General features: G+C 60.3%; 15 protein-coding genes. 3 read left to right on the forward strand and 12 right to left on the reverse strand.

Annotated elements, in window-relative coordinates; all coding sequences use genetic code 11:
• Nucleotides 1-22: 22 nt before the first annotated feature.
• Entirely contained in the window at nt 23-1,012 is a 990-nt protein-coding gene (locus tag AOP6_RS13055) for a phosphate ABC transporter substrate-binding protein (protein WP_155877184.1), read from the reverse strand.
• 388 nt (nt 1,013-1,400) lie between these two features.
• Here AOP6_RS13055 and AOP6_RS13060 point away from each other — a divergent pair, with 388 nt between their 5' ends.
• The gene (locus AOP6_RS13060; RefSeq protein WP_213194605.1) at nt 1,401-2,378 is read left to right on the forward strand and encodes a DMT family transporter; all 978 of its coding nucleotides are present in this window, start codon (nt 1,401-1,403) and stop codon (nt 2,376-2,378) included.
• Here AOP6_RS13060 and AOP6_RS13065 read toward each other — a convergent pair.
• From AOP6_RS13065 to AOP6_RS13100, 8 genes are all read right to left on the reverse strand, one after another.
• Entirely contained in the window at nt 2,359-3,021 is a 663-nt protein-coding gene (locus tag AOP6_RS13065; RefSeq protein ID WP_155877185.1) for a YceH family protein, read from the reverse strand. The genes AOP6_RS13060 and AOP6_RS13065 overlap by 20 nt on opposite strands.
• Before the next feature lie 335 nt (nt 3,022-3,356).
• Nucleotides 3,357-3,812: a hypothetical protein gene (locus AOP6_RS13070; RefSeq protein WP_155877186.1), complete on the reverse strand. Its 456-nt coding sequence runs from the start codon at nt 3,810-3,812 to the stop codon at nt 3,357-3,359.
• Between the two features lie 82 nt (nt 3,813-3,894).
• Complete coding sequence (gene truC / locus AOP6_RS13075; RefSeq protein WP_155877187.1) at nt 3,895-4,647, reverse strand: tRNA pseudouridine(65) synthase TruC; 753 nt, start codon at nt 4,645-4,647, stop codon at nt 3,895-3,897.
• Complete coding sequence (gene acnA / locus AOP6_RS13080) at nt 4,647-7,319, reverse strand: aconitate hydratase AcnA (RefSeq protein ID WP_155877188.1); 2,673 nt, start codon at nt 7,317-7,319, stop codon at nt 4,647-4,649. Before acnA ends, truC begins: the two co-directional genes overlap by 1 nt.
• A gap of 101 nt (nt 7,320-7,420) precedes the next feature.
• Nucleotides 7,421-9,205 carry an ATP-binding protein gene (locus AOP6_RS13085; RefSeq protein WP_155877189.1) on the reverse strand — a complete coding sequence of 595 codons (1,785 nt, stop codon included), beginning with the start codon at nt 9,203-9,205 and terminating at the stop codon, nt 7,421-7,423.
• 27 nt (nt 9,206-9,232) lie between these two features.
• Entirely contained in the window at nt 9,233-9,922 is a 690-nt protein-coding gene (locus tag AOP6_RS13090) for a response regulator transcription factor (RefSeq protein WP_155877190.1), read from the reverse strand.
• Nucleotides 9,923-10,011: 89 nt separating this feature from the next.
• Nucleotides 10,012-10,773, reverse strand: a complete 762-nt coding sequence (locus tag AOP6_RS13095) for a glucose 1-dehydrogenase (protein WP_155877191.1) — start codon at nt 10,771-10,773, stop codon at nt 10,012-10,014.
• A 19-nt stretch (nt 10,774-10,792) separates the two neighbouring features.
• Entirely contained in the window at nt 10,793-12,061 is a 1,269-nt protein-coding gene (locus AOP6_RS13100; protein ID WP_155877192.1) for a thioredoxin family protein, read from the reverse strand.
• A gap of 149 nt (nt 12,062-12,210) precedes the next feature.
• Here AOP6_RS13100 and AOP6_RS13105 point away from each other — a divergent pair, with 149 nt between their 5' ends.
• Nucleotides 12,211-15,009, forward strand: coding sequence for a phosphoenolpyruvate carboxylase (locus AOP6_RS13105; protein ID WP_155877193.1), 2,799 nt, complete (start codon nt 12,211-12,213; stop codon nt 15,007-15,009).
• 7 nt (nt 15,010-15,016) lie between these two features.
• On the opposite strand, the gene AOP6_RS13110 is transcribed toward AOP6_RS13105, so the two are convergent.
• From AOP6_RS13110 to AOP6_RS13120, 3 genes are all read right to left on the reverse strand, one after another.
• Nucleotides 15,017-15,445, reverse strand: coding sequence for a hypothetical protein (locus AOP6_RS13110; RefSeq protein ID WP_155877194.1), 429 nt, complete (start codon nt 15,443-15,445; stop codon nt 15,017-15,019).
• A gap of 167 nt (nt 15,446-15,612) precedes the next feature.
• Entirely contained in the window at nt 15,613-16,986 is a 1,374-nt protein-coding gene (locus tag AOP6_RS13115) for an HD domain-containing phosphohydrolase (protein ID WP_155877195.1), read from the reverse strand.
• Nucleotides 16,987-17,122: 136 nt separating this feature from the next.
• Nucleotides 17,123-20,560 (reverse strand): EAL domain-containing protein, encoded by a 3,438-nt coding sequence (locus tag AOP6_RS13120; RefSeq protein ID WP_155877196.1) that lies wholly within the window; start codon nt 20,558-20,560, stop codon nt 17,123-17,125.
• Nucleotides 20,561-20,805: 245 nt separating this feature from the next.
• On the opposite strand from AOP6_RS13120, the gene AOP6_RS13125 reads away from it, so the two are divergent.
• Entirely contained in the window at nt 20,806-21,849 is a 1,044-nt protein-coding gene (locus tag AOP6_RS13125) for a low specificity L-threonine aldolase (RefSeq protein WP_155877197.1), read from the forward strand.
• Nucleotide 21,850 lies beyond the last annotated feature (1 nt).

Here is a 21,850-nt window from a genome sequence, read left to right on the forward strand (position 1 = left end):
GTTGATACCGGTTCCAGCCGGTCTATTTGAGCAGGTCGAGCTGTTGCTGAGCGGCTTTGGCGGGCAGAGGAAGATAGCCGTCCTTGACCACGACTTCCTGACCTTCCTTGGACAGCACAAACTTAATGAACTCTTCAAGCATCTTGGGCAGCGGCTCATTGGGCTTTTTGGCGACGTAGAGATAGAGCATGCGTCCCAGGGGGTATTTGCCACTGAGCACGTTTTCATAGGTAGGCTCATAGGCCGGGCCGCCTTTTTCCGACAGGGCGATGGCTTTGACCCCCGAGGTCAGGTAACCGATGCCCGAGTAACCGAGGCCGGACTTGTCTTCCGTCACCGACAGGACAACGGAGGCGCTGCCCGGCTGTTCCTTGACAATATCCTTGAAGTCCCCCTTGAAGAGAGCGTTATCCTTGAAGTACCCGTAAGTACCGGAAGCCGAGTTACGTCCATAGAGGCTGATGGGCATATTGGCGAGGGAACCGGTTACACCCACCTGGCTCCAGGTCACGATATCCTGAAGGTAGCCGCCTTTGCGGTTCTTGGAAAAGATGGCATCAATCTGCTGCAGAGAGAGCTCTTTGATGGGGTTGTCCTTGTTGACGAAGACGCCCAGAGAGTCGAGAGCCACGCCGATCTGCAACGGCTTGAAGCCATACTTGCTCTCAAAAGCCTCGATTTCTGAAGTCTTCATTTTGCGGGACATGGGACCGATCTGAGCGGTTCCTTCGATAAGAGCGGGGGGCGCGGTGCTGGAGCCCTTGCCTTCAATCTGGATGTTGACGTTGGGGTACTGCTTGCGGAACCCTTCGGCCCAGTAGGTCATGAGGTTGTTCAGGGTATCGGAACCGATGCTGTTGAGGTTGCCACTCACCCCTTGAGTCTTGGAGTACACCGGCAGGGCAGGATCGACCTTAATTTGGGCGGCGACTGCGGACCCACCGGCAAAAACCATGGCTGCGGCCGCTACGGCAGCGGCAAGAACCAACTTCTTCCAAACATTTTTTTTCATCTGTCTTTTCTCCTGATAGGGCGTTTTGAGATGCCGCTTAAACGCTTATAAGCGGCTACGGCGATAGTCCTGTTTCGTTCTTTACGGTCCGGATTGTGACTCGCTTCTGTTAGGGGATTGTTAGTCTCCCGTAAGAAGCTCATGAGTTTTCCAACCGATGAAACGGGGCTTCGCAGGACAGACTTCTGTGATTTAAACCCTTTTTGTTAGGAAAATATTAGGATGAAAGCACTATATCGCCCGTGGGGTCCCTTTCAAGGGGGCAGGCCGAAAAAGGACAGAAGCAGATATCCGCACGGTCCTCTCCTGAGGAACGTGGGAATTTTTCTGGATCTTGTGAAAAAAGGGGCGTATTTTAGCGCGCGGTTGGCAAGGAGGCGCTGAAGAGATGATGTGGGGGGCGGGTGTGCGGAAAGAAGGGGTTGATTGGTTGCCGGTGCTCAGCCTGGTGGCGGCCATGCTGTTGTGGGCCAGCTCCTTTGTGGCTCTCAAGCTCGCCTTCAGAAGCTATGATCCCATGGTCGTCATTTTCGGACGCATGTTTCTGGCCAGCCTCTTTTTTGTGCCCTTTATCCCCAGCTTTCGCCGTATCCGTTTTCGCCGGGGCGACCTGAAGTATCTGGCCCTTATGGCCCTGTGCGAGCCCTGTCTCTACTTTGTCTTCGAGGCCAGAGCCATGGAGAACACCACGGCGTCACAGGCCGGGATGATTACCGCCATGATGCCGCTGCTGGTGGCCATCCTCGCCTGGTTCTTTCTGCGCGAGCGCATCAGCCGCCTGACCCTGGCGGGCTTTCTGCTGGCCATCGTCGGCGCCGCCTGGCTGAGCCTGGCCAGCAGCAGTGACGCCTATGCGCCCAACCCTCTGCTCGGCAATTTCTACGAATTTCTGGCCATGATCTGCGCCGCCGGCTACACCGTATCCCTGCGCCACCTAAGTGCCGGCTACCCGCCCCTGTTCATGGCGGCCTTCCAGGCCTTCGCTGGCAGCCTATTTTTCTTTCCTTTCCTGCTGCTGCCGCAGACGGTTCTCCCCAGCGAATTTCTGCTGGTGCCGGCCCTGGCCATCGCCTACCTGGGCATCTTTGTCACCCTGGTGGCCTATACCTGCTACAACATCGGCGTCAAACACATCCCCGCCAGCCAAGCGGCGGTCTTCGTCAATCTCATCCCGGTCTTCAGCGTGCTCATGGCCATGCTCTTTCTCGGCGAGCGGTTAAATCTTCAGCAGCTGGCCGCCGCGGCTTTGGTCCTGGCCGGCGTCCTCATCAGCCGTCACGGCGGCCGCCAATCATCCCGCCAGACCGGCGCACCGGCAACGACCCCTTTGACCGAGGAGAGCGCCCTCAGTCAAACTGGGCCTTGAAGGCGGCCATCTCCCGCCGGAGGGTCTCTACCTCCTCACGCAGGGCGGCCACTTCGTCCTCGAGACGGACCATACGCTCCTCTTCGGCCCGCACCCGCAGGGTGGCCGCTTCGGCCGGCGCCTCGGAGCAGGCGGATTCCTCCGGCGGCGCCCCGGCGAAGAGGTGGGCGTAGCGGGACTCTTTACGCCCCGGCTGACGGGGGAGACAGCTCACCAGGGGCGGCTGCCGCTGTTCGAGCCCCTGCAGCACCTCCTCCACCTGCGCCAGCTCGCCGAAGGAGTACAGGCGCTCGCTGCGCCCCCTCACTTCCCCCACGGTCTGCGGTCCGCGCACCAGCAGCACGCAGAGCACGGCCAGTTCTTCGGGCTCCAAGTGCAGTTTCTCGGCCAAGGTATGACGATATTTGGGCACCCTCCCCCCTTCGCCGCTCTGCATGGCCAGCCCGCCATGACGAAGGCGCTCCAGCGCTCGGACCACCTCTGTTTCTTCCAGGGCCATCACCGGCTCGCGGTTGGTTTTCTGGTTGCAGGCGTTGGTCAGCGCATTGAGGCTGAGAGGGTAGTATTCCGGGGTGGCCATCTCTTTTTCCAGGAGACAGCCGAGCACCCGGGCCTCCACGGCATCCAACAGCATCTGTTCCATAATGAAATCTCCTCAATTTTTCTCGCGGGCGCTACCTGCCTGGCCTGATCCGTAAAATTTCCGCCGGAAGAGCCCGGATAAGGATATTATTGACCTGCCTCAAGGCAACGGCGCCCGGAACGTGTTTTAGTGGCCGCAAGATCGTCATTCCCAGGAGATTAGCATGCCAGAGAGTGAAACTATTGTCACCCTGCTGATTTGGGGACTCACCGCCGCTGGCTGTTTTTTCGGCCTGCGGTCCCGCTGGAAAAAGCGTCGCTCGCGCCGCCCATAAAAAAGGGCCGCCGGTATCAATCCCGGCGGCCCTCCTCCTGCGTTCTCTATAGTACGGAAGTTCAGTCTCTCCTGTCTTCACGGCGCTCCTGCTCGCTCTCCTGCTCCCGCTGACGTTCCCAGATCATGCGGCGGTCCCCGTCTTCACGCTGTGAATCGCGCTTACGTTCCATTTCCTCGTCGCGCTCGCGCATTTTTTTGCCCTCACCGGCAGACTTTCCTTCGCTTTTCTCATAGCGCATGCGCTCCTTGTAAGCATTGCGCTCCTGATTATGCCTCTGTTTAAGGGCTTCCTTGTCCGCTTTGTAGCGCTCTTCCAGCGCCTTGCGTTCAGCCTGATGCCGTTTCTCCAGGCTCTTGACGTCCGTATCGAAGGTCTGCTGCATTTGCTCCATCCTGTCCGGCTTGCCCTTGCCCTCCTTGGGAGCGGCGAAAACAGCCTGGGGCAGGGCGACAATCAGCATCCAGCAGAGGGTTGCGAGGAGTGCGGCTTGGACTCCTTTTCCATTGTTCATCATGTGAGTTCCTCCTTCGGTTTGAAGACGACAGCAAAAGACTATCTGTACATTCTAGCAGGCTTTGGGCGAAACGGAAGTCCACTCAGGGGAGCGAGGACGACCATCCCAGACGCTCCAGAAGATCGGCAAAAATGGGATCGAGAGGGGCCTCGATGACCAGTTGCCGCCCATCGAGAGGATGGGGGAACGCCAGGCGGGTAGCGGCCAGCAGCAGACGTTGGCAGCCGAAGTGCTCACGGAAAAAGCGGTTGTGGCGCCCTTCGCCGTATTTGGTATCCCCGATGATGGGGTGGAAGATATGCTTGAAGTGGCGGCGCAACTGGTGGCGTCGGCCCGTGCGGGGATGGGCTTCCACCAGGCTGTAGCGGCTGCTGGGGTAGCGCCCGACGGCAAAGGGGAGTTCGACCTGCGCCAGGCGTCGGTAAGAGGTCACGGCCTCCTGGGCCGGCTTGTCCGGCTGTACCGGATAATCGGCAAGACGGTCGGGCTCTTCCAGCAGGGGATGGTCGATGATCCCGGTCTCCGGGCAGACGCCGCGCAGTACGGCCAGGTAGGTCTTTTCCACCGCGCCGCGGGCGAAAGACTCCCCCAGGGCGCGGGCCATCTCGGGGGAGAGGGCGAAGAGCAGCACGCCGGAGGTCGGCTTGTCCAGACGATGGGCCGGGTAAACCGGTCGGCCCAGCTGGTCCCGCAGCAACTGCAGGGCAAAACGGGTTTCACGCCGGTCGATGGGGCTGCGATGCACCAACAGCCCCGCCGGTTTGTTGATCGCCACCAGGTGGTCATCGGCGTAGAGGATATCGAGCTTTTCACGGCCGCTGGGAAAGACCGCCATCAAGAGGTCTTCAGCAGCCGTCGGAGCACATGATGGAGAATGCCGCCACTGTGAAAGTAGGCGATTTCGTCGGCGGTATCGATGCGGCAGCGCACCGCCACCTCCTGCTGACGACCATCCTCATGGCGGATGACCAGTTGCAGGCTCATGCCCGGCGTCAGTTCCCCTTCCGGCGGCAGCAGATCGACCTGTTCACTGCCGTCGAGGCCGAGGGTCACCCGGGTGACGCCCGCCTCAAACTGCAGGGGGAGCACCCCCATGCCGACAAGGTTGGAGCGGTGAATGCGCTCGAAACTTTCGGCGATGATCGCCCTGATGCCGAGCAGCCGGCTCCCCTTGGCGGCCCAGTCGCGGCTGGAGCCGGTGCCGTACTCGGCGCCGGCGATGATGACCAGGGGCGTGCCTTCTTCGCCGTAGCGCATGGCGGCGTCGTAGAGGCTCATCTCCTCGCCGCTGGGAATATGGCGGGTGAAGCCGCCTTCGAGGTGGGGAACCATCTCGTTGCGCAGGCGGATGTTGGCGAAGGTGCCGCGCATCATGACCTCGTGATTGCCGCGGCGTGACCCGTAGGAGTTGAAGTCGGCCGCCTTGACCCCGTGTTTCTGCAGGTATTCGCCGGCGGGGCTGTCGGCCCGGATGCTGCCGGCGGGCGAGATGTGGTCGGTGGTGATGGTGTCGCCAAGCAGCGCCAGGATGCGGGCGCCGGCGAAGGCCGCTTCTCCGCGCTCCTGCTCCACGTCCAGAAAGAAGGGCGGCTCCTTGACGTAGGTGGAATCGGAATCCCAGGCAAAGGTTTTGCCTTCCGGCACCGGCAGGTTCCGCCAGCTTTCCTCGCCGCGAAAAACGTCGGCATATTCCTGATGAAACATCTCGGCGGTCACCTTCTCCACCGCTCGGGCCACCTCGGCGGCCGTCGGCCAGATATCTTCGAGATAGACGGGCTGGCCGTCCCTGTCCTCCCCCAGGGGTTCTTTCGACAGGTCAATGCGCATGGTGCCGGCCAGGGCGTAGGCCACTACCAGAGGAGGCGAGGCCAGCCAGCTGGCCTTGACCTGGGGATGAATGCGCCCCTCGAAATTGCGGTTGCCGGAGAGAACCGCGCAGACCGTCAGGTCCTGTTCGCGCACGGCGGCGGCGATAGGCTCGTCGAGAGGGCCCGAATTGCCGATACAGGTGGTACAGCCGTAGCCCACCAGCTGAAAGCCGAGGGCATCGAGGGGTTTCTGTAGATCGGCGGCGGCCAGATAGTCGCTGACGACTTTGGAGCCTGGAGCCAGGGATGTCTTCACCCAGGGTTTACTGGACAGTCCCTTTTCCAAAGCTTTCTGGGCCAACAAACCGGCGGCCATCATGACGGCCGGGTTCGAGGTGTTGGTGCAGGAGGTAATGGCGGCGATGACCAGGTCGCCATCCTGCAGGCGATAGTCTGCCCCTTTGACCTCAGCGGATTTTTCCTGGCCCGCGTCTGCCAGCAGCGTATCCATGGCGCCGGGCAGTTCGGGGAGCGCCACCCGATCCTGCGGTCGTTTGGGGCCAGCCACACTCGGCACCACCTGTCCCAGGTCGAGTTCCAGCACGTCGGTGAAGAGGGGGGCCGGCGTCTTGTCGTCCCGCCACAGCCCCTGCGCCTGGGCGTAGGCTTCCACCAGGGCCAGGGTCTTGTCGTCACGGCCGGTGAAGCGCAGATAATCAAGAGTCTGCCTATCCACCGGAAAGAACCCGCAGGTGGCGCCATACTCGGGAGACATATTGGCGATGGTGGCCCGGTCGGCGATGGGAAGGTGGTCGAGGCCGGGGCCGAAAAACTCGACGAATTTGCCGACGACGCCGAATTTCCGCAGCATCTGGGTAACGGTGAGCACCAGGTCGGTAGCCGTGACCCCCGCCGCCAGGGAGCCTTCCAAACGGAAGCCAACCACCTCGGGGATAAGCATGGAAATGGGCTGGCCGAGCATGGCCGCCTCCGCTTCGATGCCGCCGACTCCCCAGCCCAGGATACCAAGGCCGTTGATCATGGGGGTATGGCTGTCCGTGCCGACGAGGGTATCGGGATAGGCCAGGGCGCGGCCGTCCTCCTCAGCGCTCCATACGGTCTGCCCCAGATACTCCAGATTCACCTGGTGACAGATGCCGGTGCCCGGCGGCACCACGCGGAAATTGGCGAAAGCCTTCTGTCCCCAACGCAGCAGGGCGTAGCGTTCGTGGTTGCGCGCCATTTCGGCGGCGACGTTGGCGGCGAAGGCCTCAGGCGAGCCGTAACGGTCCACTGTGACCGAGTGGTCGATGATGAGATCCACCGGCACCCGGGGGTTGATCTTATCCGGGTCGCCCCCAGCACGGGCCATGGCGTCGCGCAGGGCGGCCAGATCCACGACAGCAGGGACACCGGTAAAGTCCTGCATCAGCACCCGGGCAGGACGAAAGGCGATCTCACGGGAGGAGGAGCGGGTCTTGAGCCAGGCGGCCAAGGCTTCGATGTCGGCGACGGTCACACTCTGGCCGTCTTCGAAGCGCAGCAGATTTTCCAGCAATATTTTGAGCGAGAAAGGCAGGCGGCTGAGATCTCCGAGTCCCGCCTGTTCGGCAGCGGGAATGCTGAAATAATCGTAAGTACGGCCAGCGACCGTCAGGGCCTTTTTCGTCTTGAGTGTATCGGCTTGTTGGGCGTGCATAGGATCCTCCTCTGGGCGGGTTCAACCGTTCCTCCCCCGTCACGGGATTAAAAGAACGGTTAAACCTTATCACGCCCAGAGCGGCCCGCAACTCGGAAAGACTAGGAACGAAGGTCTGAAGGAAGGATGATGGAGAAGGTGCTGCCTTTACCGGGGACGCTTTCCACGGCCACGCGGCCGCCATGGGTCTGCACGATGTGTTTGACGATGGCCAGGCCCAGCCCGGTGCCCCCCTGTTTGCGGCTGCGGGCCTTGTCGACCCGGTAGAAGCGCTCGAACAGACGGGGCAGATGCTCGCGGGCGATGCCGCAGCCCTGATCGATGACACGGATGACGACGCCATCGGCGCTCTGCCTCCCTTCCACCAGCACCCGACTGCCTTCGGAGGAATATTTGATGGCGTTGCTGATGAGATTGACCAGGGCCTGCTCGATCAGCGGAGGATTGAAGCGAGCCCGCAGACTTTCATCCACGGCCTGCTCTACCAGGATCTCCCGCTCCTGCGCCTGCATCTCGCAGGACTGGATGGCCGCTCGCACCACTTCGTCCACGGCCCCCGGTTGCAGGTCGATCTGATGCCGTTCGGCGCCCTGCTCAATACGGGACAGATCGAGCAGATCATCGATGATGGCATTGAGACGGTCGGCCTGCTTGCAGATGATGGACAGGAAGCGTTGGGCATCTTCCGGCTGGTTGATGGCGCCGTCGAGGAGGGTTTCGACAAACCCTTTGATGGCCGTAATCGGCGTTTTCAGTTCGTGAGAGACATTGGCGACGAAATCCCGACGCATGGTCTCCAGGCGGCGCAGACGGGTCACGTCATTAAGAACGATAAGGACGCCGATGCGCTGCCCTTGGGAGCCGCGCAGGGCCGTACCGTGGGCCTGCAGAAAACGCTCGGGGTCACCGTGAAAGACGATATCCCCCTCCACCGCTTCCGGGCTGGATAGCGCCTGGGCGATAAACCGCTGCAGATCGGCCTTGCGCACGACCTCCTGAATGCGCCGACCCTGGACCTCTGCGGAATCGAGAGTCAGCAGCTTTTCCGCCGCCCGGTTCAGGCGCAGGATGCGCTCCTCCGCATCCACCGCCAGAACTCCTTCCACCATGCTGGCCAGCACCGCCTCCTGCTCGTTGCGCTGGCGCAGCACCGTACGGATGCGTTCATCGAGCTGGGCGGCCATCTTGTTCATCGCTTCGGCCAGACTGCGCACCTCCGCCGAACCTCGCACGACCAGCGGCTGCTGCAGCTCGCCCCGGGAAAAGCGCTCAGCGCCCTGCTTCATCATCTCCAAAGGCTGACTGATGCGGCGGGAGACGAGCAGGCTCAGCAGAGCCGCCAGCACCGCCGCCACCACCCCGCCCAGGATGACCCGACGCAGCAGGGTGTCCAGGGTTTCGTCCAAAGCCGTGATCGCCATGGCGGTCCGTACCACGCCGGTGATGGCACCGTTCTCCGCCACCGGAAGAGCGACGTACATCATGTCCTGCTGGATGGTATGGCTGAAACGGACAGAGCGACCGGTGCTCCCCTGCATCGCCTCCACAACCTCCGGCCGCCCCGCATGGTTTTCCATACGGGCGGCTTCTTCGTCCGAGTCGGCCAGCACCACACCCGAGGGCATGATGAGGGTAATTCGCGTCGCCGAGTCCTGGCCTAATTCAGCGACCAGCGTTTCGAGATAGGGCGACTGGGAGACGGCGAAAAGCCCTTTGACCTGCACGGTGACCAGGCGCGCCCGGGCCATCAGATCTTCTTTTGTCTGCTTAAGGTAGGATGAGCGCAGGGTGTTGGAAAAATACCAGGTCAGCACCAGCAGGGAGAGAAGAATGATGAGCAGACAGGGAATATAGAACTGCCAGAGCAACCGCTTGGGACGCATCATGTTATTTTGCCTCGTGAGAAAGGATAATCAGGCCTTGAAACGATAGCCGACGCCACGGACCGTTTCGATAACCTTGCCGCAGGGGCCCAGCTTCTTGCGCAGTCCAACGATCTGTACGTCCACCGCCCGGTCGGTGACCGAGTAGTCGTCGCCTCGCACCGCATTGACAATCTGGTAGCGGGTGAAGACCCAGCCGGGACGACTGGCCAGAAAATGCAGGACGCGAAACTCCGTGAAGGTCAGTTCGACGGGCTCACCGCCGACCAGCACCTCGTTGCGGCCGGGATGGATGACCAGCTCGCCCATGCGCAGGACCTCTTCGGCCGCGGGGACTTCCCCCTCGCTGCGTCGTCGCAGCACCGCCTTGATACGGGCCAGCAGGATTTTGGGCGAAAAAGGCTTGGTGACATAATCGTCAGCGCCCATCTCCAGGCCCAGCACCACGTCCGACTCCTCCCCTTTGGCCGTGGTCATGATGATCGGGATATGGGCCAGGGCCGGGGTGTTCTTCAGCGCCCGACAGACCTCCAGGCCGTCGAGTCCCGGCAGCATCAGGTCGAGAACCACCAGGTCGAAGGGTTCCTGTCTAGCCCTCTGCAGTCCTTCTTCCCCGCTGATGGCGCCAGCGACCTGGTAGCCCTCCTTGGCCAGGTTGTAATGGATCAGGGCCAGGATATCCTCTTCGTCCTCGATGACCAGAATGCGCTCTTTGCTCATGGGTCCGCTTCTTTTCTCCTCGAAAATATCACGTGATTTTGAGGAATATAGGGCCGCTTTGTTAGAAACATGTGAGTTTTGAGGAAAAACTACGCGACGTAAATCATTTTGCGCGTCATGCCACCGTCTACTACAAAATTTTGACCGGTGATGAAGCTGTTTTCGGGGCGGCAGAGAAAAACGGCCAGCGACGCGATATCGTCCGGGGTGCCCACGCGCCCGGCCGGATGCTGGGCATGATCGGCTTCACTCAACTTTTCCTGAACCCGGACGGACTTTTTGGCCCAGCCGGACACGTCGATCCAGCCCGGACTGATACAGTTCACCCGTACCTGCGGCCCGAGACTGACCGCGAGGGCGTGGGTGAGAGCGAGAAGCCCCCCCTTGGAAGCCGCATAGCTTTCCGTGTCGGCCTCGGACATCAGGGCCCGGGTGGAGGCGATATTGAGCAGGGCGCCTTTGGTTTGGCGCAGGGCGGGGGCACAGGCGCGGGCGCAGAGGAAAGCGCCGCTCAGGTTGACGGCCAGGACCCGGTTCCATTCCGCCAGGCTCAGCTCCGTCAGAGGCCGGCGGATCATGATGCCGGCGTTGTTGATCAGCACATCCAGACCGCCAAAGGTGTGCAGCGTCTGCGCGACCAGGCTGCCGACCTCCTCCTCCGAGGCCACATCGGCTTGGAAAAAACGCACCTCCCCCGCCGCCTGCAGTTCCCGTTCGGTTTCTCGACCGGCTTCCTCGTCGATATCGGCGATCATCACCCGGGCCCCTTCGACCAGAAAACGCTCGGCCAGACCGCGGCCGATCCCCTGAGCTCCACCGGTGATGAGAATGTTTTTTCCTGCTAGACTCATGCGGTGATCTTCCTTTCTCTCAATCATTTTTTCCCTGTGGATAGAGGCGGCGATAGACGACCACGACCACAGCCGTCGACCCGATGGCCATCGCCAGCATTCCGCCGGCGGCGGCCGGATTGTTGAGCCAGGCTGGGTGGAGCAGCAGCACGCCGCCCAAAAGCAGCATCATTACACCCGACAGCAACTTGAGCACCCGGCCTTCCCACTGGCTGAGCTTGCGTGAGCCCAGGGTCCAGGTAAAGGCCAGGGTGATGGTCAACAGCGGCAGGATGTAAACAAGGTTGTAGAATGCAAGGTAGCCATAATACTGCCATGTTGTCAGTAGACGCAAGGTCAGCAGACGGGTATAGACCATGGGGAAGCCGGCGGTACAGAGCAGTTCGTAGGCATTGGCCGCCACAGCCAGCACCAAGGTGCCCGCCAGCACGGGGCCGAGTCGACGCTGGCCGAGCAGAGAGCGCATGCGGGCAAAGAGCTTCGGCTTGGCCTCCTCGGGAATGGACAGGCTTACCCCTTTTTTAAACCAGAAGAAGTCCTTGATGTTGATGACGGCGACTCCCAGGGCCACCAGCCCTGCCGTCACCGTAATCCAGGGCAGGTGGCCGGCCAGCAGAAAGAGATTCAGCCAGGCCGCCATGAACAGAAAATAGATAAAGCCGGAACAAAAGACGAAGGTACCGCCCACCACCAGCATCCACTGGCGTGAATGCGCATGCACCAACATGCTGAGGAGAAAAAAGAGGACAAAAAAGGCGCAGGGGTTGAAGCTGTCGAGCAGGGCGAGAACCAGAGTGATCAGCAGCAGGGAGTGGCTTTCACCGTCAACCTCTCCCAGCAGGGGGAGGCGAACGGCATATTCCTTCCCTGGCGATGCTGTTGCCGCCAACACTTCCGACCCGAGCCGCTGCGCCACGAAGGCTTCGACTTCACGGGCGGTCTCCGCTGAGAAACCGAACCACAAACGGTCATCGATGTGAATGGCCGGGGTGCTGACGGTACCGCTGCCGGAGTGCTCTGCCAAGGCAACCAGACGGTTGAAATGTTCCCGGTTACTCCAGACTTCGTACTCGATCAGCCGCAACCGGGGGTAGGTCGTCGTCAGTTTTTCAAGAAATGGCTTGGCCTCGGCACAGTGCGGACAGTTGGCGGCCCAGTAATAATGAAGGTTGAGGATTGCCGGCTCAGCGGAAGCTGACGGATCCTGCGTCCATCCCAGCGGCGGTATCCACAGGCTCGCCAGCAGCAACGCGTAGAGTCCCAGCCAGAAATGGTTTTTTCTTGTCATAAGGATCCTCTTTCAAGAACCGCTGCTCGGGTTTTCCCTGCAGACAAGTCTACCAGAAATCCGGATCTTCTCCTCCGGGCTGAAGCCTTCAGGAGAACTGGTATAATACAGATCAGTGTCACCCTCCTCCGATGAAAGGATTTACCGTCATGCCCCGCAATGAAAACTACTGGTATCCCGTCGACCAGATGGAACGTCTGTATGAATTGACCAGTCGGCAGGAAGAGAGCAAGGACATCCCTCTGCGCCGGGATGTGCGGTCTCTCGGCAAGATGCTCGGCACCGTCATCCGCGAGCAGGCGGGTCTGGACCTCTACAACACGGAGGAAGAGCTGCGGCAACTGGCTATCCGCCACCGTGAGCAATTGGCCAAGGCGGGAGCGGGCGCGCTGGAAGATCCGGTGGAGAGCGAGCTTATGCAACAGGCTCTGGCCCTGGTGCGCAATCTCTCCGTGGCCCAGTCCCACACCATCATCAAGGCTTTCGCCACCTTTTTCGAACTGACCAACCTGGCCGAGACCAACCACCGCAAGCGGCGGCGGCGGGCCGAACGCCTGCAGGCTGGCGCACCGGACAAGGCGGGGTCGATGCGCGGGACCCTGCTGCGGCTGCAAAAGAAAGGACTGGATCTCGACGCCGTCCTCGAACGCCTGACGCGCATCGAGATCATCCCGGTTTTCACCGCCCATCCGACGGAAGTCGCCCGCCGGGTTGTTCGCTTCAAACGCCGGCGCATCGGCCAACAGCTCGAAGAACTTGACCGACTCCCCCTCGGTGAAGCGGAAGTCCAACGGAGTCAGCAGGAGATACTCTCCGATATCACCGCCCTGTGGCAGAGTGACGAGGTGCGCCGCCGCAAGCCGACGGTAGGCGACGAGATCCGCATGGGCTTCGACCACTACCTCAATGCCCTGCTTCCACCGACCCATGAACTGTATCTTGACCTGGCCGCCGCCCTGCAGGAGGTCTACGGAAGGCGGATCGAAGCGCACGACCTGCCGACAGTGCTCCGCTACGGTTCGTGGATTGGCGGTGATCGGGACGGCAACCCCTTTGTCACCCCGGAGTCGACCATCGAGGCCCTGGTCCAGGCCCGCACCCTCATTCTGGGTCATTATCTCGAAGCCGTCAGCCTGCTGCAGGAGCTGCTCACCCCCTCCACCTGCCGGGTTCCCGTTTCCCGCGCCATCACCCAACGCCTGGAGGCTTACCGCCAGGCCTATCCTTTCTTCGAACAGAGCCTGTCCGACAGTTTCCCCTGTGAAAACTACCGGCAGCTGCTCGGCTTCGTGCACTACCGTCTGCAGGGAGCCCTGAGCCAACCCCGAACCGCCGAGGGCTACGACGTCGCCTCCGAGTTTGCCGAAGATCTGGAACTCATGCGGGACAGCCTGCGAGAGAACGGCGGCGAGCGTTTGGCAAGCCAATGGCTCGACCCGCTGCTGCGCAAGGTCGACACCTTCGGTTTCCACCTGCACACCCTCGACATTCGCCAACATGCCCGGGTGCATAGCCAAGCACTGCAAGAGCTGGCCGTCGGCGCAAAGGGTTGCACCGAATCCGCCGAGAACTTTCCAACACCCCCTTCCCGCCAGACGGAAGAGCTGCTTAAAGCCCTGCGCACCATCGCCGACCAGAAAAAACACGGCAACGCCCAGGCCATTCGCAGCTATGTCATCAGCGGAGCCAGCGGCGTGGCCGATATCCGTGCGCTGGTGTGGCTGTGTGAATTGGCGGGCATTGTGGTCAAAGGGAATAAAAGGGGGGAAGATCCCGGCCTGATGCCTGTCCCTCTGTTTGAATCCATCGAGGATCTGCGTAACGCCCCTGCCATCTGCCGCAGCCTGTGGACCGCCGCCGATTACCAGCCCTATCTCGACTCCTGGGGACGCTGGCAGGAGATCATGCTCGGCTATTCGGACTCCAACAAGGACGGCGGCATGATCACCAGCACCTGGGAGATTTTCAAAGCCCACCGTGCCCTGCATCGGGTCGCTGAGGAATGCCAGGTGAAACTGTGCCTTTTTCACGGCCGCGGCGGCACCGTGGGGCGCGGTGGCGGCCCCACCCACCGGGCCATCGTCGCCCAGCCGCCGGGGGCGTTCACCGGCACCTTCAAACTCACGGAACAGGGCGAAGTGATCAGCTTCAAGTATTCCGACCCCCAGTTGGCGCTGCGCAACCAGGAACTCATGGTCGCCGCCTCGCTGGAAGCGCTGTGCCCTTCTCTGCTGGACTGTCCGGATATTCCCGCCCGCTGGGAAGAAGCCATGGAAGAAATCTCCGGTTACGCCTTTGCTCGCTACCGGGACAAGATCGCCGAGAATCCCGACATTCTCCGCTACTTCGAACAAGCCACACCCGTCCTTGAATTCGAACTGGCCAAGATTGGCTCACGGCCCTCGCGCCGCAAAGACAGTCAGAGTCTCGACGACCTGCGCGCCATCCCCTGGGGCTTTGGCTGGATGCAGAGTCGCCACGTTATTCCCGGCTGGTTTGGGGTCGGTTATGCGTTTGAGCGCTTTATCGGGGAGGATCGCAACAGAGAAGAACTGCTTCGGAAAATGATGGAAGAGTTTCCGTTTTTTTCAGACATGATGCGCAACATTGAGCTGGCCCTGACCAAGGTCGACCTTCCCCTGGCCCGCCTCTACGCCGAACTGGTGACGGACAGCGATGTGAGGCAGCGCGTTTTCGATCTCTTTGTCGACGAGTTTAGCCGCACGCGCCGAATGCTGCTGGCTCTCACCGGTCAGCAGCGGCTGCTGGAAAAAAACCAGCCCCTGTCCCGTTCCCTGGAGTTGCGAAAACCCTACGTCGACCCCTTGAGTCTCATCCAGGTCGAACTGCTGCGTCGCAAGCGCTCCCAGGAAGAGGACGATGAATTGAACTATGCGCTGGCAGCCACCATCAACGGTATTGCCGCCGGCTTGCGCAATACCGGGTAAGGGGGTATCAAGGCTCCTCTTTCGCCAGCGCCTTGAGATTGGCCAACTGGGTGCGGCTGGTCGCCAGAGATTTCTGCGCCCCTTCGTGTTCGGGGGAAAAGGCAAGAATCTGCTCCCAGGTCCCGATTGCCTCTTCGAGCAGTCCGTTCCGGTATTCGGTCATTCCCTGCACCATCAGCTGCTCCGCGCAGAAGTCCCGTTGCCGGGCCAACTCTTCGATGGGCACCTCATCGCCGACGAGGGATGTCTTTTCCCCCTTTGCGAGGGACAGCAGATAGGCAAAGGTGGCCCCGGCCTCTGCATAATGCTCTTTCGACAACATCTCCTCCCCCTGCCCATAGGCGCCGGGCAGCGCCCGACTGAGAATCTCGGCGCTGTACCCCTTCGCGCTGTCACCGGCGAGACCCAAGGCAGCCAGGTAGTCCCCCTGAGACATAAGCTTTTGTTGCTTCCGAACCAGGGCACCTTCTCGATCCTGTCCCGGACCTGGAAAATCTTTCATTGAAAGAGGGGATGGGGCGGGTTTGTGTAGAGCACAGGAAGACGCCAGGAGGCTCAAAACTGCCAGCAGCGTTAACAGACAGATCTTTTTAAGGGGAAACTTCATAAACCATCTCCCATAAAGGATGGCCGCCGGCCCGCGTCGAATTCCGGAAGTATCTTGACGAACAGGTCGGTTAATTCGGGGGAAAACTGGCTGCCGCGGCACTTCCGGATTTCCCGTACAGCCGCATCCCGTGAACGCCCGGACCGATAGGGTCGTGAAGAGATCATGGCGTCAAAGCTGTCTGCCAGGGCGACAATCTGGGCGTGAAGGTGAATCTGGCTCCCCTTAAGACCAGCGGGATAACCGCTGCCGTCATAAAATTCATGGTGCTGCAGGACGGCCGGAATGTAGCGGTGAAGCGAATCGGCCAGCCCGAGGATCTCGGCGCCATAACTTGGATGGCAGCGTATGAGCTTCGCCTCCTGTTCATCCAGGGTTCCCTGCTTATTCAACACATCATCCGGGATGCGGATTTTGCCGACATCGTGTAGAAAACAGGCCATTTCCAGTTCTTTGAGCTCATCTGCCGACAACCCCAGTTTTTCTCCGAGAAGAAGAGAAAGCCCGGCCACCCGGGAAGAATGTCCATAGGTATACTGATCCCGCGCGTCGATGGCGGCGGCCAGAATGCGCACGGTATCGCTGTAGGATGACTCCAGATTCTCGGCATATTTCTGCAGACTATCCTTCTGCCCTTGAATCACCCCTGCCATCTCATTAAATCTGCGGGTCAGTTCCCCCAGTTCATCTCGGCTGCGCGGAACAAGGGTCACATGGTAATCCCCCTGCTTGATGCGGTTGACACCGTTAGCCAGCCGCTGGATGGGGCCGGTGATGATCCGCGACAACAGAATGGCACCAGCAACTCCCCCCAGCAGGGCGGCCACACTGATCCAGGCGATCTGATGGCGGGCGCTGCTGCGGCTGGCTTCCAGGTTGGCGGCATCGATGCCGAGAAAAACTTGACCGACGTGACTACCGGCGAAATGGACGCTGCTGGAAAACTCGTAGCCATCCACCCCGTCCTGGACAATCCGGCGAACCGTTCCATTCTCCCCCCGGTCCAGCAGCGCGCCCGGAACCAGCGTGTAGCTCTGCCCTGCCTTGGACAGGTCATTGTGGGCCAGAATCTTCCCTTCGGTATCGACAATTGCCAGATAAAGGATGTCCTGCTGCGAGTCCTTGATCTTGGCGGCCAGATTGTCGAGGGCCAATCGGTCACCTGAAAGGATACTGAAACCGGCCGGTGTCGTGGCGCTCAGGGCGATGGACTGTCCCCGCTTGACCATTTCCGCCACCAGGAAACGATCGAGGATGTTGATAACCAAAAATGCCGACGCGGCGGTGATAACGGCAATGAGCAGCAAAACGAACAGGGCCAGCTTGGCCCCGATGCTGCGGAAAAAAAGGGATACTACAAACCTCTTCATCTCCCCCCCCTCCTGCGGGTAGACAGCGATATTAGCGTAACTTTTTGCTTCTGGCAAACCGAAAGAACACCCGAAACGACGACTGGAGGAAAGAGGTGGGAATCACTGGCAAAGCGCCTAAAGAGCTTTAGATCTGTCAGAAGGGAATGAGGCTTTTGCCTGAACCGGAAGCAGTCGAGGGCGTCAGGTAAGCCAGACACTGTTCCTGCGGAAGGGGGCGACCGAAGAGAAAACCCTGACCCTGGTCGCAGCCATAATCCAGGAGAAATTCCAGCTGCTCCCGGGTTTCTATCCCTTCGGCTATAACCTCCAGATTCATGCTGCGAGCCAAAGCAACGATGGAAGCGGCGATGGAGGCGTCGTTGGCGTCCTTGGTGATATCCTGCACGAAACCCTGATCGATCTTGAGTTTGGAGATGGGGAAGCGTTTGAGATACGCCAGCGAAGAATAACCCGTACCGAAGTCGTCGATGGCCAGGTGCATCCCGCGCACCTTGAGATCAGTCAGGGTCATGATGACCTCGCCGAAATCTTCCATGATGACACTTTCGGTAATTTCCAGTTCAAGCCACTGGGGATCGAGACCTGTTTCCTCCAGGATCCGGTCGATCACGTCAACCAGATCGGCCTGACGGAACTGTTTGGCCGAGATGTTTACCGACATGCGAACAGGGGGGAAGCCCTGCTCCTGCCAGGCCTTGTTCTGCAGACAGGCGGTCTTCAAAACCCATTCACCGATAGGCAGGATGACCCCGGTCTCTTCAGCCAGGGGGATAAAATCACCAGGAGAGACGAGCCCCTGCTGCGGATGCATCCAGCGCAACAGGGCCTCCATGCCGATCAGTTCACCACTGTTGAGATCGATCTGCGGCTGATAGTGCAGTACCAGCTGATCGTTGTCGAGGGCTTTGCGCAGGCTTCCTTCGAGGGCCAGCAGCTCATGGGCGCGGGCATTCATGTCCGGGGTGAAAAACTGGCAGTTATTGCGGCCCTTGTCCTTGGCCCGGTACATGGCCACGTCGGCATATTTCATCAGTTCTTCAGGACTTTCCGTGTCCACGGGAAAGAGGCTGGCGCCGATACTTGCCGTCACGAAAAGCTCCTGCTCATCAAGATGCACCGGCTGCGTCAGTACACCCAGTATTTTCTGGGCGACAGCCCCCACGTAGGTGGAATCCTGGATATCCTCCAGGATAATGACAAACTCGTCGCCGCCCAGGCGCGCTACCGTATCCGAAGCCCGCACCCAGTAGCGTATGCGCTTGGCCACCTCGGTCAACATCCTGTCACCGGTCTCATGGCCAAGGGTGTCGTTGATCACCTTGAAGCGGTCGAGATCAATAAAAAGCAGGCCGACCATGAGGTTCTGCCGCCGGGCCTTGTCCAGGGCATGCTGCAGGCGGTCCTGAAAAAGGAGGCGATTGGGGAGATCGGTCAGGGGATCGTGGTGAGCCAGATGGTGCAGGCGCTGCTCGTTGTCGCTCAGCCTGGCCTCGATGTGCAGGCGGTCGGTGATATCGCGTGAAACCTCGATGATGCCGGTAAGGGTGCCGTCGACCTCCCGCAGGGGGGATGCTTCCACTTCATAAATGCGGCGCTCACCAATCTTGTGGGCATGCTGATGGATGACGGTGACCGGCTGCCCCGTTTTCTTGACTTCCTCCAGGGGGCAGGGGTGGTCGGAGCCCTGACAGGGCACTTCGCTGCCGTGGGAAACCTGATGGCAGCACAGACTGGTCATTTGCTGCAGATCCGACCTCAAATGCTGCCGCGCCGCCTTGTTCATCATGACAATGCGGTAGTCGGGCGCCACGACCATGATGGGGTCGACGACACCGTCGACGACGGCCTGGAGAAAAGCCCGCTCGGCGGCGATAGCGTCCTTGGCCTGACGCTGCTCGGTGATGTCGATGGCGATCTCCATACGGACCAGGCGGCCGTCCGGCCAGGTGATGGCGCGATCGATACACTGGTACCAGCGCTGGGTCACCGTGTTCTGAAATTCCCACTTCACCGGAGGCTGTATCTCGCCGTTTACCAGCAGCCGATCGTTGGTACAGAACTCACAGGGCCCGGCCATGTCTTTCTGCAGCACCTCGTAGCATTTAAGCCCCGGCCAGCCGTGTCCCCACAAGGCCTCACCGCTCTGGTTGATATACAGCAGATCGTGAGTCTCCATGTCAGCCACGTAGACCACGGCCTCCAGAGCATCGAAGATGGTACTGACCTGGTCGAACTGACTCCTGAGCGCCTGCTCGGCCTCTTTACTCTCGGTAATATCGCGAATGGAAAAGATGACGCCCTTAACGGCACCGCCATCATCGCGCAGCGAGGACAGGGAGATCTGGCCGTGAAACACGACCCCCGACCGGCGCAACATCCGAGTTTCCAGAACAGCTTCCCTGTCTCCTCGCAGCAGCCGGTGGATAGCTGCGGGGATGTCATCGCCTAAAGGTTCCGTGAACAGCTGAAAAACCGGAATCCCCAGGGCTTCATCCGACGAATAACCAAAAAGATCCCGGGCCCCTCGGTTCCAGGAAACAACCATATTATCCGAATCTGTCGTGAAAACGGCTTCGTGCACCTGTTCCAGGAGCTGGGCCTGTTCACGCAGCAAAGCCTCCACCTGTTTGCGTTCGGCAATCTCCATCCGCAATTCACGGTTTTTATCCTTGAGCTCTGCGGTTTTTCTCTTGACCAGAAAACGACCCCACAAGGAGGATGCCAACAGCAAAACGACCAGCACAGCGGCCAATGTCAAGACCCTGGGAAGCCAGGCCGGCAGGTGCATTTTTGACGGTTGCCCAAACCAGGTGTCCAAACTGCGATAGTATAGTGAGCCGGGATTCTGTTTGAGGCGGGTCAGGTGTCCGTCGATTTTTTCCAGCAACTGGGCATCGGCTCCCGGACGGGTGGCAAAGAGAATCTCGAAAGGGCTGACCAGAATGGAGGTCTTGCGAATCGGCTGGGTGTATTCATGAGGAAGGGCGTAGATGCGATTGACCAGACCCGCGTCCGCCTCGCCGTTGGCAATAGCACCCAGCACCTGGTCCGGTCCATTCAGCTCCAGATAATCGATCTGCAGCTTGAACGCCTCGGCGAGCTGGCGCAGGCCGTTGTCGCCGACATAAAAGACGCTGTCCTTCATGACCGCCACGGTTTTGCCGTCCAGGTCAATAATGGATTCAATAGAGGAGGGCGTAGAGGAGGAGACAAAAACCTGACCCCAGTCGGAGACCACGGGCTCCCTGGAGAAGGCCAGATATCGGCTCCGCTCCCGGGTGATGGCGATGGCGGGGAGCAGGTCGATCTCCCCCTTCTCCAATCGCGACAGGCACTCGGCCCAGGTTCCCCGCACGAATTCGAGCTGCCAGCCTTCCTGCCTGGCAATATGCTGAAGTAAATCGGGGAAAATCCCCTGCACGGAATCCGGTGTATTCTGGTCGGACAGAACAATGAGGGGAGGAATCGGGTAGACTCCCGTGCGCACAACCCGGGCCTCGGCCTGGCACAGCCCGGAAAAGAGCAGAAAAAGCCCGCCAAAGAATATGAGACGCCACGTTTTGATAGCCACGGACCTCGAAATCGCTGAGAGGAATTGTCAGCACCGGCTCAAAGAGAGCACCGGCGGCATCAAAAAAGAGTAGCACAGACCCTTTCGGCAATAAAAGCCTTCTTTTCGCCGTCCTTGCAGGCTTCTACGGCCTTTCGGTTTGAGCTGTTACTCGCACCTCAGCTTCCGGCACTTGATTTTCTGCCCCCGCTCCCTCTATGCTCCCAGCAGAGAGTGCATCATAACCCGGCGGAGGAAGCGCACCCATGTCTGAGATCATGAACCAGTTCGCCAGTGACAATTATGCCGGCATCTGTCCCGAAGCCTGGGAGGCCATGGCAGCGGTCAACCAGGGCTTCGCCAACGCTTACGGCAACGACCCCTGGACCGAAAGAGCCTGCAATCTGCTGCGGGAGTTTTTCGAAACCGACTGCGAGGTATTCTTCGTCTTCAACGGTACGGCAGCCAACTCTCTGTCGCTGGCTTCCCTCTGCCAGAGTTATCACAGCATCATCTGTCACGAACTCGCCCACATCGAGACCGATGAATGCGGCGCCATCGAGTTTTTTTCCAATGGCACCAAGGTCTTGCTGGTGGCAGGGCAAAACGGCAAGATCGACCTGGGGGAAGTGGAAAGGACGGTAACACGGCGCGCCGACATTCACTACCCCAAGCCGCGCGTATTGAGCCTGACCCAGGCGACGGAAGTCGGAACCGTTTACTCGGCGGCGGAGATGATGGCGGCGGGAGAAGAGGCCCGGCGGCTGAACCTGCACCTGCAGGTGGACGGCGCCCGTTTCGCCAACGCCCTGGCCTTCTTGCAGGTTCCCGCCAAGGAGCTTACCTGGAAAGCGGGCGTCGACGTGCTGACCTTCGGTGGCACCAAGAATGGCATGGCCATGGGAGAGGCGGTGATTTTTTTCAATCGCGACCTGGCCCGCGAATTCGATTACCGCTGCAAACAGGCAGGGCAGCTGGCCTCCAAGATGCGCTTTCTGGCCGCTCCCTGGATCGGTATGCTCAAAGACGGCGCCCTGTTGCGCCACGCCGACCACGCCAACCGCTGCGCCCGCAGCCTGGCCGAGCATCTTCGGGAAATACCCGGGGTCGACATCATGCACCCGGTGCAGGCCAACGCCGTTTTCGTCCAGATGCCGGAGTCCCTTATCGAGGCTCTGCACCGAAGAGGCTGGATCTTTTACACCTTCATCGGATCAGGGCACGCCCGCTTCATGTGTTCCTGGAAGACCACGGAACAGGACATCGACCGGCTCGTCGCGGATATTCACCGCCTGGCCCAGTCAGGCTGAG

The sequence above is a fragment of the Desulfuromonas sp. AOP6 genome, assembly GCF_009731355.2.
In the GTDB taxonomy this organism is placed as follows: Bacteria; Desulfobacterota; Desulfuromonadia; order Desulfuromonadales; family SZUA-540; genus SZUA-540.